Source organism: Roseomonas sp. CECT 9278, assembly GCF_918698155.1.
Taxonomy (GTDB): domain Bacteria; phylum Pseudomonadota; class Alphaproteobacteria; order Acetobacterales; family Acetobacteraceae; genus Neoroseomonas.
This window is the reverse complement of sequence record NZ_CAKKLX010000026.1, coordinates 1-16,323: the sequence shown is the minus strand read 5'-3', so window position 1 is coordinate 16,323 and position 16,323 is coordinate 1. Positions and strand designations below refer to the sequence as shown.

18 protein-coding genes and 1 riboswitch are annotated in these 16,323 nt (G+C 71.2%); of the genes, 8 read left to right on the top strand and 10 right to left on the bottom strand.

Features of this window, described 5'->3' with window-relative positions; genetic code table 11:
• Window positions 1-4: 4 nt before the first annotated feature.
• Window positions 5-1,333 carry an LLM class flavin-dependent oxidoreductase gene (locus LQ222_RS16645; RefSeq protein WP_230167957.1) on the bottom strand — a complete coding sequence of 443 codons (1,329 nt, stop codon included), beginning with the start codon at window positions 1,331-1,333 and terminating at the stop codon, window positions 5-7.
• A 126-nt stretch (window positions 1,334-1,459) separates the two neighbouring features.
• Between LQ222_RS16645 and LQ222_RS16640 the strand changes: the two genes are divergently transcribed.
• The 5 genes from LQ222_RS16640 (at window position 1,460) to LQ222_RS16620 (ending at window position 4,169) form a co-directional block, all read left to right on the top strand.
• On the top strand, window positions 1,460-2,209 hold the full coding sequence (locus LQ222_RS16640; protein WP_230167956.1) for an SDR family oxidoreductase: 750 nt from the start codon (window positions 1,460-1,462) through the stop codon (window positions 2,207-2,209).
• Between the two features lie 36 nt (window positions 2,210-2,245).
• Window positions 2,246-2,485 carry a hypothetical protein gene (locus tag LQ222_RS16635; protein ID WP_230167955.1) on the top strand — a complete coding sequence of 80 codons (240 nt, stop codon included), beginning with the start codon at window positions 2,246-2,248 and terminating at the stop codon, window positions 2,483-2,485.
• Between the two features lie 66 nt (window positions 2,486-2,551).
• Window positions 2,552-3,397, top strand: coding sequence for a fumarylacetoacetate hydrolase family protein (locus LQ222_RS16630; RefSeq protein ID WP_230167954.1), 846 nt, complete (start codon window positions 2,552-2,554; stop codon window positions 3,395-3,397).
• On the top strand, window positions 3,394-3,858 hold the full coding sequence (locus tag LQ222_RS16625) for a lysozyme inhibitor LprI family protein (RefSeq protein ID WP_230167953.1): 465 nt from the start codon (window positions 3,394-3,396) through the stop codon (window positions 3,856-3,858). Before LQ222_RS16630 ends, LQ222_RS16625 begins: the two co-directional genes overlap by 4 nt.
• Entirely contained in the window at window positions 3,855-4,169 is a 315-nt protein-coding gene (locus LQ222_RS16620; RefSeq protein WP_230167952.1) for a YdhR family protein, read from the top strand. Before LQ222_RS16625 ends, LQ222_RS16620 begins: the two co-directional genes overlap by 4 nt.
• Before the next feature lie 34 nt (window positions 4,170-4,203).
• On the opposite strand, the gene LQ222_RS16615 is transcribed toward LQ222_RS16620, so the two are convergent.
• The 5 genes from LQ222_RS16615 to LQ222_RS16595 all read right to left on the bottom strand — a co-directional run bounded on the left by LQ222_RS16615 (window position 4,204) and on the right by LQ222_RS16595 (window position 7,268).
• Window positions 4,204-4,830, bottom strand: a complete 627-nt coding sequence (locus tag LQ222_RS16615) for a class II aldolase/adducin family protein (protein WP_230167951.1) — start codon at window positions 4,828-4,830, stop codon at window positions 4,204-4,206.
• Window positions 4,827-5,093, bottom strand: a complete 267-nt coding sequence (locus tag LQ222_RS16610) for a hypothetical protein (RefSeq protein ID WP_230167950.1) — start codon at window positions 5,091-5,093, stop codon at window positions 4,827-4,829. Before LQ222_RS16610 ends, LQ222_RS16615 begins: the two co-directional genes overlap by 4 nt.
• Window positions 5,090-5,290 (bottom strand): hypothetical protein, encoded by a 201-nt coding sequence (locus tag LQ222_RS16605; RefSeq protein WP_230167949.1) that lies wholly within the window; start codon window positions 5,288-5,290, stop codon window positions 5,090-5,092. Before LQ222_RS16605 ends, LQ222_RS16610 begins: the two co-directional genes overlap by 4 nt.
• A 149-nt stretch (window positions 5,291-5,439) precedes the next feature.
• Window positions 5,440-5,736 (bottom strand): hypothetical protein, encoded by a 297-nt coding sequence (locus tag LQ222_RS16600; protein WP_230167948.1) that lies wholly within the window; start codon window positions 5,734-5,736, stop codon window positions 5,440-5,442.
• Window positions 5,733-7,268, bottom strand: a complete 1,536-nt coding sequence (locus tag LQ222_RS16595; protein ID WP_230167947.1) for a UxaA family hydrolase — start codon at window positions 7,266-7,268, stop codon at window positions 5,733-5,735. Before LQ222_RS16595 ends, LQ222_RS16600 begins: the two co-directional genes overlap by 4 nt.
• Before the next feature lie 94 nt (window positions 7,269-7,362).
• Window positions 7,363-7,471, top strand: a riboswitch (TPP riboswitch).
• Window positions 7,472-7,553: 82 nt separating this feature from the next.
• On the opposite strand from LQ222_RS16595, the gene LQ222_RS16590 reads away from it, so the two are divergent.
• A complete protein-coding gene (locus LQ222_RS16590; protein WP_230167946.1) occupies window positions 7,554-9,128 on the top strand; it encodes an ABC transporter substrate-binding protein in 1,575 nt (524 codons plus the stop codon).
• 17 nt (window positions 9,129-9,145) lie between these two features.
• On the opposite strand, the gene LQ222_RS16585 is transcribed toward LQ222_RS16590, so the two are convergent.
• The 3 genes from LQ222_RS16585 to aspS are packed head-to-tail and all read right to left on the bottom strand — an operon-like array spanning window position 9,146 to window position 12,179.
• Complete coding sequence (locus LQ222_RS16585) at window positions 9,146-9,475, bottom strand: SMR family transporter (RefSeq protein WP_230168006.1); 330 nt, start codon at window positions 9,473-9,475, stop codon at window positions 9,146-9,148.
• A 22-nt stretch (window positions 9,476-9,497) separates the two neighbouring features.
• On the bottom strand, window positions 9,498-10,343 hold the full coding sequence (locus LQ222_RS16580; RefSeq protein ID WP_230167945.1) for an EipB family protein: 846 nt from the start codon (window positions 10,341-10,343) through the stop codon (window positions 9,498-9,500).
• A 33-nt stretch (window positions 10,344-10,376) separates the two neighbouring features.
• On the bottom strand, window positions 10,377-12,179 hold the full coding sequence (gene aspS / locus LQ222_RS16575; RefSeq protein ID WP_230167944.1) for an aspartate--tRNA ligase: 1,803 nt from the start codon (window positions 12,177-12,179) through the stop codon (window positions 10,377-10,379).
• Between the two features lie 359 nt (window positions 12,180-12,538).
• Here aspS and LQ222_RS16570 point away from each other — a divergent pair, with 359 nt between their 5' ends.
• On the top strand, window positions 12,539-13,468 hold the full coding sequence (locus LQ222_RS16570) for a DUF1176 domain-containing protein (protein WP_230167943.1): 930 nt from the start codon (window positions 12,539-12,541) through the stop codon (window positions 13,466-13,468).
• Between the two features lie 192 nt (window positions 13,469-13,660).
• Here LQ222_RS16570 and LQ222_RS16565 read toward each other — a convergent pair whose 3' ends face one another.
• Window positions 13,661-14,611 carry an aldo/keto reductase gene (locus tag LQ222_RS16565; RefSeq protein WP_230167942.1) on the bottom strand — a complete coding sequence of 317 codons (951 nt, stop codon included), beginning with the start codon at window positions 14,609-14,611 and terminating at the stop codon, window positions 13,661-13,663.
• Between the two features lie 249 nt (window positions 14,612-14,860).
• Between LQ222_RS16565 and rnd the strand changes: the two genes are divergently transcribed.
• Window positions 14,861-16,048, top strand: a complete 1,188-nt coding sequence (rnd, locus tag LQ222_RS16560) for a ribonuclease D (RefSeq protein ID WP_230167941.1) — start codon at window positions 14,861-14,863, stop codon at window positions 16,046-16,048.
• The last annotated feature ends 275 nt before the right edge of the window (window positions 16,049-16,323 follow it).

Here is a 16,323-nt window from a genome sequence, read left to right as displayed (position 1 = left end):
GGCGTCACTCCGCCGCGCTGTCCATCCGCCCCGCGTGCCGGTTCGCCGGCCGCGCCAGGCCGAGGTTGTCGCGCAGCGTCGTGCCTTCGTATTCACGCCGCACCAGCCCGCGCTGCTGCAGGATCGGCACCACCTGGTCCACGAAGGCGTCGAACTGCCCGGGAAAGAACGGCGGCATCAGGTTGAAGCCATCCGCGGCACCCTCGCGGAACCAGCGTTCCATCGCGTCCGCCACCTGCGTGGCACTGCCGATCACCATCATGTGCCCGCGCGCGGCGGCGACGCGGTAGCAAAGGTCGCGCAGCGTCAGCCCCTCGCGCCGCGCGGTGTCGAGCAGCAGCTTGGCGCGGCTTTTCAGGTGGTCGCTCTCGGGCAGGTCAGGCACCGGGCCATCGAGGTCATGCCCCGACATGTCGGTGCCCAGTCGATCGGACAGCACGGTATTCGCCTGCTTCATGTCCAGCGTGCGGTTCAGTTCCGCGAACAACGCGCGCGCCTCGGCCTCGTCGCGCCCGATGATGGGCATGAAGCCGGGCATGATCTTGAGCGTGTCTTCGCCGCGCCCGTGCGGCGCCAATTGCCCCTTCAGCGCGCGGTAGAAGGCGCGGGCCTCGTCGATGTCGTTCTGCGCGGTGAACACGACCTCCGCGGTGCGCGCCGCCAGCGCCTGGCCCGGCGCGGAGCTGCCCGCCTGGATGATCACGGGATGCCCCTGCGGGCAGCGCGGCAGGTTCAGCCCGCCGGTGACGGTGAAGTGCTCGCCATGGAAATCCGGCGCATGCAGCGAACCTGGCCGCACGAAGGTGCCGCGCGCCTTGTCCATGACGAAGGCGTCGTCATCCCAGCTATCCCACAATTGCAGGCAGGCCTCGACGAATTCGGAAGCGATCGCGTAGCGATCGGCATGCGACGGATGCTCGCGCCCGAAGACGCGCCCGTTCTTCGGATAGGACGACGTCACGACATTCCACGCCGCCCGCCCGCCCGACAGGTGGTCCAGCGAGGCGAAGGCGCGCGCAACGTGATAGGGCTCGGAATAGGTGGTCGATGCCGTCGCCGCCAGCCCGAGATGCGTCGTATGCGCAGACAGCACCGACAGCAGCGTGATCGGTTCGAACTTGCCGATCGACGACGGGTGTTCCGCGTACCCCGTCGCGAAATTGTCGGCGAGGAAGAACATGTCGAACTTCCCGCGTTCCGCGGTGACGGCGATGTGGCGCATCAGGGAAAGGTCCGGGCCACCCGGGATGGCATCGGGGTGCCGCCAGCCGGCCACGTGATGCCCCGCCGCCTGCACGAAGACGCCCAGCCGCATCCGCCCGTCCGCATTCATTGCCCTGGCTCCTCATCGGCCCCGGCAAGCAAGCCGCGCGGCCGCCTGCCGCGTCAAGCCACGCGCCTCAATTGACGCCGCCCGCCGCCGCCGCCCATCCTCGGGGCCAGGACAGGGAGGGTGCCGATGACCGGCAGGCTGGCAGGCAAGCGCGCGCTGGTGACCGCGGCGGGACAGGGGATCGGCCGCGCCGCCGCCCTCGCCATGGCCGCCGAGGGTGCGACCGTCATCGCCACCGACCGCGACGCGCAGAAGGTCGGCGAACTGGGCGCGCGCGGCATCACGCACCTGCCGCTGGATGTGCTGGACGATGCGGCGGTGGAGCGCGTCGCGAAGGAGGCCGGCCCGGTCGACGTGCTGTTCAACTGCGCCGGCTTCGTCCACCAGAACAGCGTCGTCACCTGCACCGATGACGAATGGGATGTCGGCTTCGCGCTGAATGTGCGCGCCATGTGGAAGGTGGCGCGCGCCGTCCTGCCCGGCATGGCCGAGCGCAGGCACGGATCCATCGTCAACATGTCCAGCGCCTGTTCCTCGGTGAAGGGTGCGCCCAACCGCTTCCTGTACGGCACCACCAAGGCCGCGGTGATCGGCCTGACCAAGTCGATCGCGACCGACTACGTGACGCAGGGAATCCGCTGCAACTGCCTGTGCCCCGGCACGGTGGACACGCCATCATTGCATGAACGCATCGCGACCAACGCCGCCGCCGCCGGGTCGTTCGAGGCCGCGCGCGCCGCCTTCGTCGCGCGCCAGGCGATGGGCCGCCTCGCAACCGCCGAGGAGATGGCCGCGCTGGTGGTCTACCTGGCCTGCGAGGAGAGCGCCTTCGTCACCGGCCAGGCCATTGTCATAGACGGCGGCTGGACGTTGTGAGAAGGATTCATTCCAGCCATAGGGAGGCCGTGAACCATGGGCTTTGAACTCGCCGTTCCGCTGCTTGCGATGATGGGCGCGGTCGTCCTCGCCGGAATGGTCGACGAGGCGGCGATGCCCGCCTTCATGATGCTCGGCTCGCTGGCCATGCTGCTGGCGCTGCTGATCTGGAACGGCACCATCGCGATGGCGCCGAACCAGGCCGTCGCACTGGGCTTCGTCGCCGCCGGCTTCGCGCTGTTCGGCCACGTGCGCGGGGCACCGCGCCGGAGCTGAGCCCTTCCGGCGCTGGCCGCTCCCTGGCATGGTGCGATGGCCAATGACACGGTCAGGAACACGCCGATGAAGCTGCTGCGCTACGGTCTCCCCGGGCAGGAAAAGCCTGGCCTGCTGGACGCGGATGGGGCCATCCGCGATCTCTCGGGCATGATTCCCGACCTCGCGGGGGATGCGCTGGCGCCGGCGGCCCTCGCGAAGATCGCCGCCATCGATCCCGCGACCTTGCCCAAGGTCGCCGGCAATCCGCGCCTGGGCCCGCCCGTGACCGGCATGAAGAACCTGGTCTGCATCGGGCTGAACTACGCCGACCACGCGGCCGAGACCGGCGCGCCGATCCCCAAGGAACCGATCGTCTTCCTGAAGTCGCTGAACGCGCTGTCGGGGCCGAACGACGACGTCGTCATCCCGCGCAACAGCGTGAAGACCGACTGGGAAGTCGAACTGTGCATCATCATCGGCACCCGCGCGAAATACGTCAGCGAGGACCAGGCGCTCGACCACGTCGCCGGCTACGCGGTGGGCAACGACGTCAGCGAGCGTGAATGGCAGGCCGAACGCGGCGGTGCGTGGGACAAGGGCAAGGGCTTCGACACCTTCGGCCCGCTCGGCCCCTGGCTGGTCACCAAGGATGAGGTGCCCGACCCGCAGAACCTGTCGATGTTCTGCGACGTCGATGGCGTACGCCAGCAGGATGGCTCGACGCGCACCATGATCTTCGGCGTGAAGCAGGTGATCGCCTATGTCAGCCAGTGCATCACGCTGAACCCCGGGGACGTGATCTTCACCGGCACGCCGCCGGGCGTGGGGCTGGGCAAGAAGCCCTCGCCGGTCTTCCTCAAGGCGGGGCAGGTGATGAAGCTGGGCATCGCGGGGCTGGGCGAACAGCAGCAGAAGCTGGTGGCGTCGTGACGCTGCGCGCCGCCGCCTTCGCCGCGGTGGCGCTGCTGCCGGGCCTGGCGGCGGCGCAGCAGCAGCGCCAGGCGGCGCCGCGCCAGGACGACCTGGCAACGCAGGTGGAGCGAAACCTGCGCACCTGCATCGGCGCCTCGCAGGACGTGGCGCTGGCCGCGCGCTGCATGGACGCGCAGCGCACCACGGTGGCGCCGCGGCTGGAGACTGCGGTGGAACGGCTGCTGGCAACGCAGCAGGACCCGGCGCGGCGCGCGGCACTCGCGGATGTGCAGGCGGCCTGGGTGGCCTATCGCGACCGCCGCTGCGACTTCGCCGGCACCAACCCCGATCGCGGCGCCGAGGCTGCCGCCGACCGCGCGGCCTGCACGCTGCAATTCGACCTCGGCCGGGTGGTCGAGATCGAGCAGCTGCTGGCCCCGCCGCCGCCGCCGCGCGCCCAGCAACAACCGCGCAGGTGAGCGACGGGCCGACGCTGCTGATCTTCGATTTTCCGGCCCGCCCGCCCGGCGGGCCGGACCAGGCGGCCGCCTTGCGCGCCCTGGCGCAGGACATCGCCGCCGAGCCCGACCTCGACTGGAAGATCTGGACCGAATCGGCCGCGGACCGGCGCGCCGGCGGCATCTACCTGTTCCGCTCCCGCGCGGCGGCCGAGGCCTATCACGCGAAGCATGCGGCGCGCCTGGCGAAGGCCGGCATCACCGCGATCGAGGCGACCTACCGGAGCTATGACGCGCCGCTCACCGCCATCACGCGCGGGCCGGTGGGCTGATCCACGGCGCGATGGCACCAGGCAGGGTCGCCGGTCAGATCCCCCGCCCGTAGCCGGCGAATTTCGCGGCCGCCTCCACGAGGTCACGTTCGCTCAGCAGGACCGGCTGCAATCCGGCCGCCAGCAGGTCGAGATACTGGCCGGCGAGGTTCTCGACCTCGAAGGCCAGCGCCACCGCGGCGGCGAGCGTCGCGCCCACCGCCACCACGCCGTGATTGGCGAGCAGAACGGCACGGCGACCCTCCAGCGCGGCGACGGCGTTCTCCGCCAGCGCCTGCGTCCCGAAGGTCGCGTGCGCCGCGCAGCGCACATCGCCGCCGGCCAGCAGCACCATGTAGTGGAAGGGCGGGATGCCATGCCGCGCGCAGGACAGTGCGGTGGCGCGCGGGCTGTGCGTGTGGACCACCGCCTGCACATCGGCGCGCGCGGCGTGGATGGCGGCGTGCAATTGCCATTCGGAGGACGGCCGATGCCGGCCCACCGCGCTGCCATCGGCAGCGACGCGCACCAGGTCGGCCTCGGTCGTCTCGGCATAGGGCAGCGCGGCGGGCGTGACGACGAAGCCATCGCCGTCGCGCAGCGAGAGATTGCCGGATTTCGACGGCATGAAGCCCGCGGCATCGAGGCGGCGCGCGGCCGCGAGGACGGCCTCGGCTGTCATGCCAGCGCCCCGCCGACGCCGAAGGCGAGCCCGGCCAGCGCCATGCACCCCATCGCGCCAAGCCAGCACAGCAGGGCGCGACGCATATGCGGCCTGGCTTCCGGTGGCAGGTCCGGCGGCGGCAGGAACCAGGCGATACCGTTGACAAGCAGCCTGGCACCGCCGATTCGGACGGCGCGCGCACCTGCCACGAGCGCGCTTACCATCAGGATGGCCGTAGCGAGCACCGCAGCGGTGCCGAGGGCGAGAAGAAGGACCCTCACACCCCGATGCGGGTGGTGAAGGGCAGCGCGCGGCGCTGAGTTTCCGCCTCCTGGCGCAGTGTTTCGAGCAGGCGGTGCTTGTCTGCCGTCCGGCGCAGGCCGGTGTTGCGGAGGGCGTCCGCGGCGGGCATGACGAAGCCCGCGTCACGCTTGCGCATGATCTGGTCGCCACGTTCGGCCAGGGAAATCCTGGTCATGCCTGCATACTCCTGACGGCGGCGAGGTCGAGTTCGCCATTCGTTTCATGTCTTATACGGCGATCCAAATCGTCAGTGTCAAGCATATCTGCCAGACCGAGCAACGTAAGGACCTGTAAAAGAACGCTTTTATCAGCCTTGTTCGCCAGCTACTGGCCTACGCGGTCGGCGATCAGATCCTCGGTGGGCGCTGCCCAGACCTCGCCAGACGCCAATTCGACGATGCGAATGCGCCGGCGGTCCGCCGATCCATCGAAGTAGGCGCCTGAAACCATTTCCACGCCGATGATCAGGTCGGGGTGATGGAAGCCGCGCAGCAAACGGCCCTGGCGATCTTCCCGGCGAAAGCCGACCGGGAGGAGCGCGGCACTCAGCGCCGACAAGACCGCCACTGTCATTGCGACCAGAGCAGCAAGCGCCAGGCTCAAGTGCAGCAGGCCGCTCACATCGTCGCCCCCAGCACCCAGGGCGCGAATTCCTGCGCGCCGAAGCCCATCGCCTCGCTGCGCGTCTTCTCGCCCGATGCCGTCCGCAGCATCAGCTCGAAAATCCGCTGTCCGCAGGCTTCCACGCTCTCGCCGCCGCTGACGATCGCGCCGCAATTGATGTCCATGTCGTCCGACAGCCGCTCATACATCGCGGTATTGGTCGCGAGCTTGATGGACGGCGCCGGCTTCATCCCGAAAACCGACCCGCGCCCGGTGGTGAAGCAGACCAGGTTCGCCCCGCCCGCCACCTGGCCCGTCGCACCCACAGGGTCGTAGCCCGGCGTGTCCATGAACACGAAGCCCTTGGCGGTGACGGGTTCGGCGTAGCGAACCACCTCGACCAGGTTGGTCGTGCCGGCCTTGGCCATGGCGCCGAGCGACTTCTCCAGGATGGTGGTCAGGCCGCCCGCCTTGTTGCCCGGGGACGGGTTGGCGTTCATCTCAGCCCCCTCGCGCTTCGTGTACTCCTCCCACCAGGTCATCACGTCGACCAGCTTCTGCCCGACCTCGCGCGAGACGGCGCGGCGCGTCAGCAGGTGTTCGGCGCCGTAGGTCTCCGGCGATTCCGACAGGATCACCGTGCCGCCATGGCGCACCACCAGGTCGGACGCCGCGCCCAGCGCCGGGTTCGCGGTGACGCCCGAATACCCGTCCGACCCGCCGCATTGCAGCGCCACGCACAGCTCGGAAGCCGGCACCGGCACGCGCGTGGCGGTGTTCGATTCCGCCAGCACCTCCTTCACGAAATCCATCCCCTTCAGCACGGTCGCGCGCGACCCGCCGCTGTCCTGAATGTCCATCGACCGCAGCCGCCCGGTCAGCTTCTGCTCCTCCAGCATCGGGCCGAGCTGATTGACCTCGCAGCCCAGGCCGATGGCGATGACGTGCGAGAAATTCGCATGCCTTGCGAAGCCCGCGAGCGTGCGGCGGAGCACCCGCAGCGGCTCGTCCATCGTCATGCCGCAGCCGGTCTTGTGCGTCAGCGCCACCACGCCATCGACATGCGGCCAGGCTTCCAGCGGATCATGCCCGGTGATCGGGTTGCGTTCGAATTGCCGCGCGATCAGCTCCGCGACATGCGCCGAGCAATTCACGCTGGTCACGATGCCGATGTAATTGCGCGTGGCCACGCGCCCATCGGCGCGGCGGATGCCCATGAAGCTCGCGGGCGCGTCCACGTACTGCGTCGGCTTGGCATCCACGCCCCAGGCATAGTCGCGCGCGAAGTCGCCCATTTCGCAGTTGTGCGTATGCACCCAGGCGCCGGGCTCGATCGCGTCGGTCGCGAAGCCGATGATCTGCCCGTAGCGGCGGATCGCCTCGCCCTTCGCATGCGGGCGCACCGCCACCTTGTGCCCGGCGGGAATGCGTCGCGCACCGACCGTGACGCCGGGCGCGACCACGGTTCCCGGCATCAGCACGGCACGCGCGATCACGACGCCATCCTCGGGGTGCAGCCTGATCGCCGGCGGCAGCGTGGCGGTGTCCATCGGTCGTTCCTCCCTGGCGGAGCACCATCCTAGCCGACCCACGCCCACGCGCGACCCACCCTTGCGCACCGCCCGCGCCGGGTGCACACAGGCCCTGGACACCTTGGGGAGCCCCGTCCGGGGGCTGAGAGGCGGGCTTCACCCGCGACCCATGGAACCTGATCCGGTTCGGACCGGTGTAGGGAACGGTGCCACCCGTTCGTCCGCGCGTTCGCACCCTTGCGGGGCATCGCGCGGCCATGCGCGGAGCCCCCGTTTCCTGCGCCGGCATGGAGGAAACGACGCATGCATCGCCGCACGTTCATCGCCGCCAGCGCCGCGGCCATCGCCAGCCCGGCCCTCGCGCAGACGGCCCGCGCGCGCACGCTGCGCTTCATGCCGCAGGCGGCACTCGCATCGCTCGACCCGGTGTTCAGCCCCAGCACCATCATCACCACGCATGCCTATTGCGTGTTCGACACGCTGTATGGCGCCGACCGCGCGCTGCGCCCGCGCCCGCAGATGGCGGAAGGGCACACGGTGGAGGATGCCGGCCGCACCGTCCGCATCCGCCTGCGCGACGGGCTGCGCTGGCATGATGGCGAACCGGTCCGCGCGGCGGACTGCGTCGCCTCCATCAAGCGCTGGGCGTCCCGCGACGGCTTCGGCCAGGTGCTGATGCGCGCCACCGCCGACCTGTCGGCCGCCGACGACCGCACCATCGTCTTCCGCCTGCACCGCCCCTTCCCCGCGCTGTTCGACGCGCTGGCCAAGCCCGGCGCATCCCCCTGCTTCATGATGCCCGAGCGCATCGCCGCCCTGCCCGCCGACCGCGCGCTCGGGGTCGAGCACATGATCGGCTCCGGCCCCTGGCGCTTCATCGGCGCCGACTACGTGCAGGGCAGCCGCAGCCACTACACGCGCAACGACGCCTACATCCCGCGCGACGAACCGGCCGAGGCCGCGGCCGGCGGCAAGCGCGTGCATTTCGACCGACTGGAGCTCAACTGGATCCCCGATGGCGGCACCGCCGCCGCCGCACTGCGCACCGGCGAGATCGACTGGATCGAATACCCGCTGCCGGACCTGGTGCCGGTGCTCGAACGCGGGCCACAGACGCGCACGCAGATCTACGACCCGAACGGCTTCCTGGGCTTCCTGCGCTTCAACCACCTGCACAAGCCCTTCGACGACGTGCGCGTGCGCCGCGCCATCCGCGACGTGATCGTGCAGTCGGACTTCATGTCGGCGGTGGCGCTCGAAGGCGACTGGCAGGAATGCCACGCGCTGTTCCCCTGCGGCCTGCCCGGCGTGGTGGAATTCCCGCCCGCCGCACGCGGCCCCGCCGCCATGGACCGTGCCCGCGCCGCCCTGCGTGAGGCCGGCTACAGCGGCGAACCGATCGTTCACATCAACCCGTCCGACTTCCCGGCGGTGACGCAGCAGGGGCGGCTCACGGTCGCGCTGATGCGCAGCCTCGGCGTGAACATCCAGGTGGTCGAAAGCGACTGGGCCTCGGTGCTCGCGCGCCGGTCCAATCGCAACGCGCCGGCGCAGGGCGGCTGGAACCTGCACAACACCAATGGCCCGGCGGCGACCATCGCCAACCCCGCGGTCTCCTTCGCCATCCGCATGAACGGCCTGGCCGCCTGGCCCGGCTGGCCGACCGATGCGGCGGTGGAGCAGCAGGTCGAGGCCTGGATCGGCGCCACCGATGCCGACACGCAGGCCACGGCGATGCGCCGGCTGCAGGAACTGGCCTGGGATGCGGTGCCCTTCGCGCCGACCGGCCTGTTCCGCCTGCGCACGGCCTTCCGCCGCGACATCGACGGCGTGCTCCAGGGGCCCAACCCCTTCGTGTGGAACCTGCGGCGGGGCTGACCCCCGCCGCGCGCACGTCAGTGCGCGACCGACTTCGAGAAGACGTTCAGCACCACCACGCCCGCCACGATCAACCCCATCCCGACCAGCGCCGGCAGGTCCAGGGCCTGCCGGAACCACACCCAGCCGACCGCCGAGATCAGCACGATCCCGACCCCCGACCAGATCGCATAGGCGATGCCCGTCGGGATCACGCGCAGCGTCAGCGCCAGGCAATAGAAGGCGATGGCGTAGCCCACCACCGTGGCCAGGCTCGGCCAGAGCCGCGTGAAGCCGTCCGAGGCCTTCAACGCCGAGGTCGCGATCACCTCGCTGACGATGGCGATGCCGAGATACGCATAGGCCAGCGAGAGGCTCACCGACAGCGCCTCAGCACCCGCCGGGCACGTCCTCGAGCTTCACCATCCGGCCTTCCACGACGAATTCGCGGAAGTCCATCAGCAGCTGGTCGGCGATGCCGTTCTCCCAGTAGCGCAAGGAGACCTCATAGGACGGCGTGGTCGCGCCGCCGCCTTGCTGTTGCGCGTCGCGGTCGAAGAAGGCGATCCGCATCCGCACGGACCCCAGTGGCGAAAGTGCTGGGAATTCCGCCACATCGCGCGGCGCATCCCAGGCCGACAGCACCGTCGTGGTGTCCTGCGCGCCATCCTCCGAGGTGCCATCGAACAGCGGGCCGACCACCAGGCGCTGGCCACCACGCGCGGCGTTCAGCGTCAGGATGGTGTGGTGGTTGGGCAGCATGGTGCCCGGCGGCAGGCGTTCCTCGCGCGCGGCGGGTTCGCTGTAGCGCACAACGCCCGAACCATCGGCGCCGATCTCGGCCTCGCCGGCGATGCGGGTGGTGACCGCGCCCTGCGTCATCTGCGTGAGCGTGAAACGCAGGCGGCGGCCGTCCTTGCTCTCGTAGGTCGCGTAGTCCGATGCGGTCTCGACCTCGGTGCCGTCGCGATCGGTCAGCGTCAGCGAGAAACGCTGGCGGGTCGCCCAGCCGTCGCAGGCGTCGATCACCTCGTAGCCCATGGCACCCTCGGCGCGGGCGATGTTGCCGGGTTCGCGCGCCTGCGCCAGCGTGAGGCGATAGGCCGCGCGATGCGCCGCCAGGTGGCGCGCCTCGATCTGCTGGCCCTGCGGCACCGGCGTGGCGGCGGGCGCCTGCGCCTGCGCCACGGGGGCCAGGAGGAGCGCGAGAAGGGCAGTCAGCAGGCGCAGCCGCATCGCGGTCTCCTTGGGCAGGACGGGACCATCAACTTAGGGAGTCTTCGGCCCCGCCGCACCCTTCGCGGGCGGCAGATCCAGCTTGAGGTGCAGTTCCTTGAGCCGCGCCGCCGGCACCGGGGCCGGCGCCTGCATCATCAAATCCTCGCCCTGCTGGTTCAGCGGGAAGAGGATGACCTCGCGGATGTTCGGTTCGTCAGCGAGCAACATCACGATGCGGTCGATGCCAGGTGCGGAGCCACCATGCGGCGGCGCGCCGTAGCGGAAGGCGTTGAGCATGCCGCCGAAGCGGTCCTCGACATCCTGGGCGGTGTAGCCGGCGATCTCGAAGGCGCGGATCATGATCTCGGGGCGATGGTTGCGGATGGCGCCGCTGCTCAGTTCCACGCCGTTGCACACGATGTCGTACTGGAACGCCTTGATGTCCAAGGGGTCCATCGAGTTCAGCGCCTCCAGCCCACCCTGCGGCATGGAGAAGGGGTTGTGGCTGAAGTCGATCTGCTTCGTGTCCTCGTTCATCTCGTACATCGGGAAGTCGACGATCCAGCAGAAGCGGAATTCGTCCTGTGCAATCAGGCCAAGCTCCTCGCCGAGGCGGGTGCGGACCTTGCCGGAAAACTTCGGGGCATCGTCCTTCTTGCCGGCGGCGAAGAACACGGCGTCGCCGGGGTTGAGGCCGCAGGCGGCGCGGATGGCCTCGACGCGGTCGGCTTCGAGGTTCTTCGCGATCGGCCCCTTCGCGCCATCGGCGGCGAACTGGATGTAGCCGAGGCCACCCGCCCCTTCCGCCCGCGCCCAGTCGTTCAGCTTGTCGAAGAAGCCGCGCGGCTTGTCGGCGGCACCGGGGGCCGGGATGGCGCGCACGATGCCGCCCGAGGCCGCGATCTTCGCGAACAGCCCGAAGCCCGAGCCCGCGAAGTGCTGCGTCACGTCGGTGATGCGCAGCGGGTTGCGCAGGTCCGGCTTGTCCGAGCCGTATTCCAGCATGGCGGTGTCGTAGGCGATGCGCGGGAAGGGTGCGCCATACACCTTCCGCTCGCCCGCGAATTCCTCGAACACACCTGCGATGACGGGTTCGATCGCGGCAAACACGTCTTCCTGCGTGACGAAGCTCATCTCGAAGTCGAGCTGGTAGAACTCGCCCGGCGAGCGGTCGGCGCGCGAGGCCTCGTCGCGGAAGCAGGGGGCGATCTGGAAATACCGGTCGAAGCCCGCCACCATGGCCAACTGCTTGAACTGCTGCGGCGCCTGCGGCAGCGCATAGAACTTGCCGGGGTGGTTGCGCGCGGGCACCAGGAAGTCGCGCGCGCCCTCGGGGGACGACGCGGTCAGGATCGGCGTCTGGAACTCGGTGAAGCCCTGGTCGATCATGCGGCGGCGGATGCTCGCGATCACCCCCGCGCGCAGCATGATGTTGCGGTGCTGGCGTTCGCGCCGCAAATCGAGGAAGCGGTAGCGCAGGCGCAGGTCTTCGGGGAATTCCTGCTCGCCGGCCACCTGGATGGGCAGCTGTTCGGCGGCGGACTGGATCGTGACCTCGCGCACGCGGAGCTCGATCTCGCCGGTGGGCAGCTTGGGGTTCACCGTGGCGCCCTCGCGCAGCACGACTTCGCCGGTGATGGTCACCACGCTCTCGGGGCGGGTTTCCTCCAGCGTGGGCAGCAGCGGCGAGCCGGCCGCCACCACGCACTGCGTCAGGCCGTAATGATCCCGCAGGTCGACGAACAGCACCCCGCCATGGTCGCGCTTGCGGTGCACCCAGCCGGAAATCCGCACGGTCTTGCCGGCGTCGGTGGCGCGCAGCGCGGCGCAGGTATGGGTCCGATAGGCGTGCATGTTCTGGCGACCGTGACAGGCTGGGAGGGAAGGCCGCGCAGAGGGACCGAGAGGGCCGGGGCTGTCAAGCGCGGCGGCGGTCGGCCGCGGCGCCGCCCGGCCATGCGGGTTTCGGACAAATGCGCCGGCGGGCATCGCCGGGGGGCTTGGGGTCGGCGCGGCAGGGGCGCGGCGGGGTGGCTCCATCGCCTGGATGATATCTGACTTTTTTCCTATTTTCAACCCGCTACCACCGCGATCGGCGGCGTGCCGCGCGGCACCGCCCACCGACCCGGCCCCGCCGGCGCCAGCGCTGCGAAGCGCCTCATGGCCCTGACGGCGGCAGCGCGACAGGCTGGGCGCAGCGTCCGGAGCCCGCCATGCCACACCCCCCGCGCCTTGCCGCCGCGCTCGTCCTGGCCTGGCTGCTGGCGCCCGCCCCCGGCGCCGCCGATGGCCTGCAACGGCATGGCGACTGGCTGATGGGCTGCACCGACACCGGCCGCTGCACCCTGGTGGGCCTGCCCATGGCCGCACCGGGCACCACCCGCCTGGCGCTGCGCATCGAGGTCGCCGCCACCGCGAACGCCGCCGTGGCGATCGAAGCCATCCCGCTCGATGACCGCCCGCTGCCGGATGGCGGCGTCTCGGTCGGCCCCTTCCCGCCGGATGCCCCCGCCCCGCGCCACATCCTGCCGCGCAGCCGCGGGAGCCTTCCCGACGACTGGGCGGCGGCCTGGCTCGCGCAGTTGCTCCGCGGCGACCCGCTCGCCGCCAGCCCGCCGGTCCGGCTGCCGGACCCTGCCGGCTTCCGCGCCGCCTGGATGGCGCTGATGCGCGCGCGCCTGCCGGCGCCGCAGGCCCTGGCGATGCACGCCCCGCATCCGCGCAACCGCCTGGCACCCGCCATCGAGGCGCTGCCGCCGGCACCCCTGCCCGGGTCCCCCTGCGCCGGCGCCCTGCGTCAGTTCGACCTGCCGGGCGGCGGGCGGCTGTGGTCGATCGCCTGCGCCGGCGCGCGGCTGCATTGGTTCGGCGCGCCGCCGGGCGGCCAGCCGGCGCCCCTGGCACTGCCCGATGGCGACCGGCCGGCCCGCGCCGCCGGGACCGAGGGGCTGGCGGCGAGCGTCTTCGACTTCGACTTCGGCGTGCTGCGCGCCCAGGACCACCCGGCCGGGCGGGAGGATTGCGGCACCATCCGCGCCTGGGCCTGGGACGGCGCGGGGTGGTTCCTGCTGGCGCGGCGGGAAATGCCGGTCTGCGCCGGGCTCGACACCTCGGCCTGGGTGGCGACCCATGGCGCGCCCTGACGCGCCCGCGCGTAGCGGGGTGCCTGGGCGGGCATCGGCGTCCATCACCTCCATCGGCGGGCGCCAGACCCGGTCCGGCCGCCGCTGCCCCCGCGCGACGATGCCGGGACAGCCCGCGGACCCTGCGCGGCGGGATGGTCCGCGCCCAGCCGGGCCAGGCGCCGGCGGCAGGGCGCGCCGGCGCGCGGCGCCTCAGGCGCTGGCGGCGTCCAGCGCATCCATCTCCGCCGCGGTCAGCGCCACCTCGCCCGCCGCCGCCAGTTCGGCCAGCTGCGCGGGGCTGGTCGCGCTCGCGATCGGCGCCGTGATGCCCGGGCGGGCCAATTGCCAGGCCAGCGCCACCGCCGCCGGGCTGATCCCGTGCCGGCCCGCCACCGCATCCAGCGCCGCCAGCACGGCCATGCCCTTGTCGGTCATGTGCTTCGCCACCGACCGCTCGCCGCGCACCGACTTCGTCAGGTCCGCCGCCGTCCGGTACTTGCCGCTCAGGAAGCCCGAGGCCAGCGCGGAATAGGTGATCACCCCCACCTGCTCCGCCAGGCACAGCGGCAGCAGCCCGGCCTCGATGCCGCGGTCCATCAGGTTGTAGACCGGCTGGTGGCTCTCGAAGCGCGGCAGGCCGTGCTGCGCGCTCAGGTCCAGCGCCGCCTTCAGCCGCGCGGCCGTGTAGTTGGACGACCCGATGGCGCGCACCTTGCCGGCCTCGATGAGCCGCTGGAAGGCGCCGAGCGTCTCGGCCAGCGGCGTCGCCTCGTCATCCTTGTGCGCCTGGTACAGGTCGATGCGGTCGATCCCGAGGCGCTTGAGCGAGGCCTCCGCGGCGGTCGCGATCCAGGCGGGCGACAGGCCCTTGCCCTGCCCGGGGATCTCCATGCCGCACTTGGTCAGGATCAGCACGCGGTCGCGCACCCCGGGGCGCGCCTTCAGCCAGGCACCGATCACGGTCTCCGATTCGCCGCCCGCGTGCCCGGCGACCCAGGTGGAATAGACATCGGCCGTGTCGATCGCGACCAGCCCGCGCTCGACGCAGGCATCGAGCAGGCGGAAGGACATCGCCTGGTCCGCGGTCCAGCCGAAGACATTGCCGCCGAAGACGACCGGGGGAACCGACAGGCCGGACCGGCCGAGCGGGCGCATCTGCATGGGCGTGTTCTCCGTTGCGCCGTCCACGATGCGCCGTGCCCCTGCGCGCCGCCAGCCCGCCTCGCCAGGCTGCGCCCGCCAAGGTGGTGCCCGCCGCGACACCGGCGCCCGCCACGCCGGGGGGGGCCGCAAGGCCGCCTGCGCGCTTGCCGTCTTCGCCCACGCCGGCGGGCCCGCAGGCCCGGCCGGCGGCCGACCGCCCCGCGCCGCCTTCCCTCCCCCCGCCCCGGGGTCTAGAACCGAACCCACATGAGTCGCCGCCCCGCTGCCGCAGCCGAACCCACCCCCGTCCTGATCACCGAGACCGAGGCCCTGGCCGCGCTCTGCGCCCGCCTGCGGACCGAGGCCTTCGTCACGGTCGACACCGAATTCATGCGCGAGCGCACCTACTGGCCGGAGCTGTGCCTGGTGCAGCTGGCCGGCGAGCACGAGGTGGCCGAAGTCGACGCGCTGGCGCCGGGGCTCGACCTCGCCCCGCTCGGCGAATTGCTGGCCGATCCGGCGGTGGTGAAGGTGTTCCACGCCGCGCGGCAGGATGTGGAGATCTTCCTGCTGAAGTTCGGCGCCGTGCCGACCCCCCTGTTCGACACGCAGATCGCCGCCATGGTCGCCGGCTATGGCGACCAGGTGTCCTATGACGGGCTGTGCCGGTCGCTGGCCGGGGTGCAGATCGACAAGGCGCACCGTTTCTCCGACTGGTCGGCGCGCCCGCTCTCCGCCGCGCAGCTGGCCTATGCCGCGGCGGATGTGACGCATCTGCGGCGCATCTACACCGCGCTCGACGCCAAGCTGCGGCGCGAGGGGCGCCTGAATTGGGTGGCCGAGGAAATGGGCGCGCTGGCCGATCCCGCGACCTATCGCCAGGACCCCGAAACCGCCTGGGAAAGGCTGCGCCCGCGCACCACGAACCGGCGCTTCCTGGGGGTGCTGCAGGCCGTGGCGGCTTGGCGCGAGCGCGAGGCGCAGCGCATCAACATCCCGCGCCAGCGCCTGGTGAAGGACGAGACCCTGCTCGAGATCGCCGCCACCACGCCGGAGGCCGCGGCCGACCTGGCGCGCGCCCGCGGCATCTCGGAAGGCTTCGCCAAGGGGCGGTCGGGCGCCGGGCTGCTCGCCGCCGTGAAGGCCGGCAAGGACATGCCCGACGACAGCCTGCCCGAGGCGCCGAAGGACCGCGCCGGCCCGCCCGCCTCCCCCGCGCTGGTGGCGCTGCTGAAGGTCCTGCTGGCGGCGAAAAGCGAGGAACACAACGTCGCCCCGAAACTGCTCGCGACCAGCGACGACCTGGACCGCCTGGCCGCCGGCGACGGCGACGACGTCGCAGCCCTGCACGGCTGGCGCCGGGACGTGTTCGGCGAGGCCGCACTGGCGCTGAAGGGCGGACGGCTGGCGCTGGGGGTGGATGGGAAGCGGGTGAAGCTGATCCCGGCTGGGTGAGCGCGGCACGGAGGGGGCCTTGCCCCCTCCGGACCTCCCCAACCAAGGGCTTGAGGCCCTTGGATCCCTCAACTTCAATCGGGGGATTTGGGGAGGGGCATCGCCGGAACAACTGACGCGAACGGCGCGCCATGCCCCACCCCAAATTCCCCGATCAGGTATTGGTGTCCAGAGCGACCGTCTTGCGGGTCAAGCGTTTTGCCATGGACGTTGCGCCTTGATGATCGCGTTGAGGATGGTGAGCAGGCGGCGCAGGCAGGCGATGAGGGCGACTT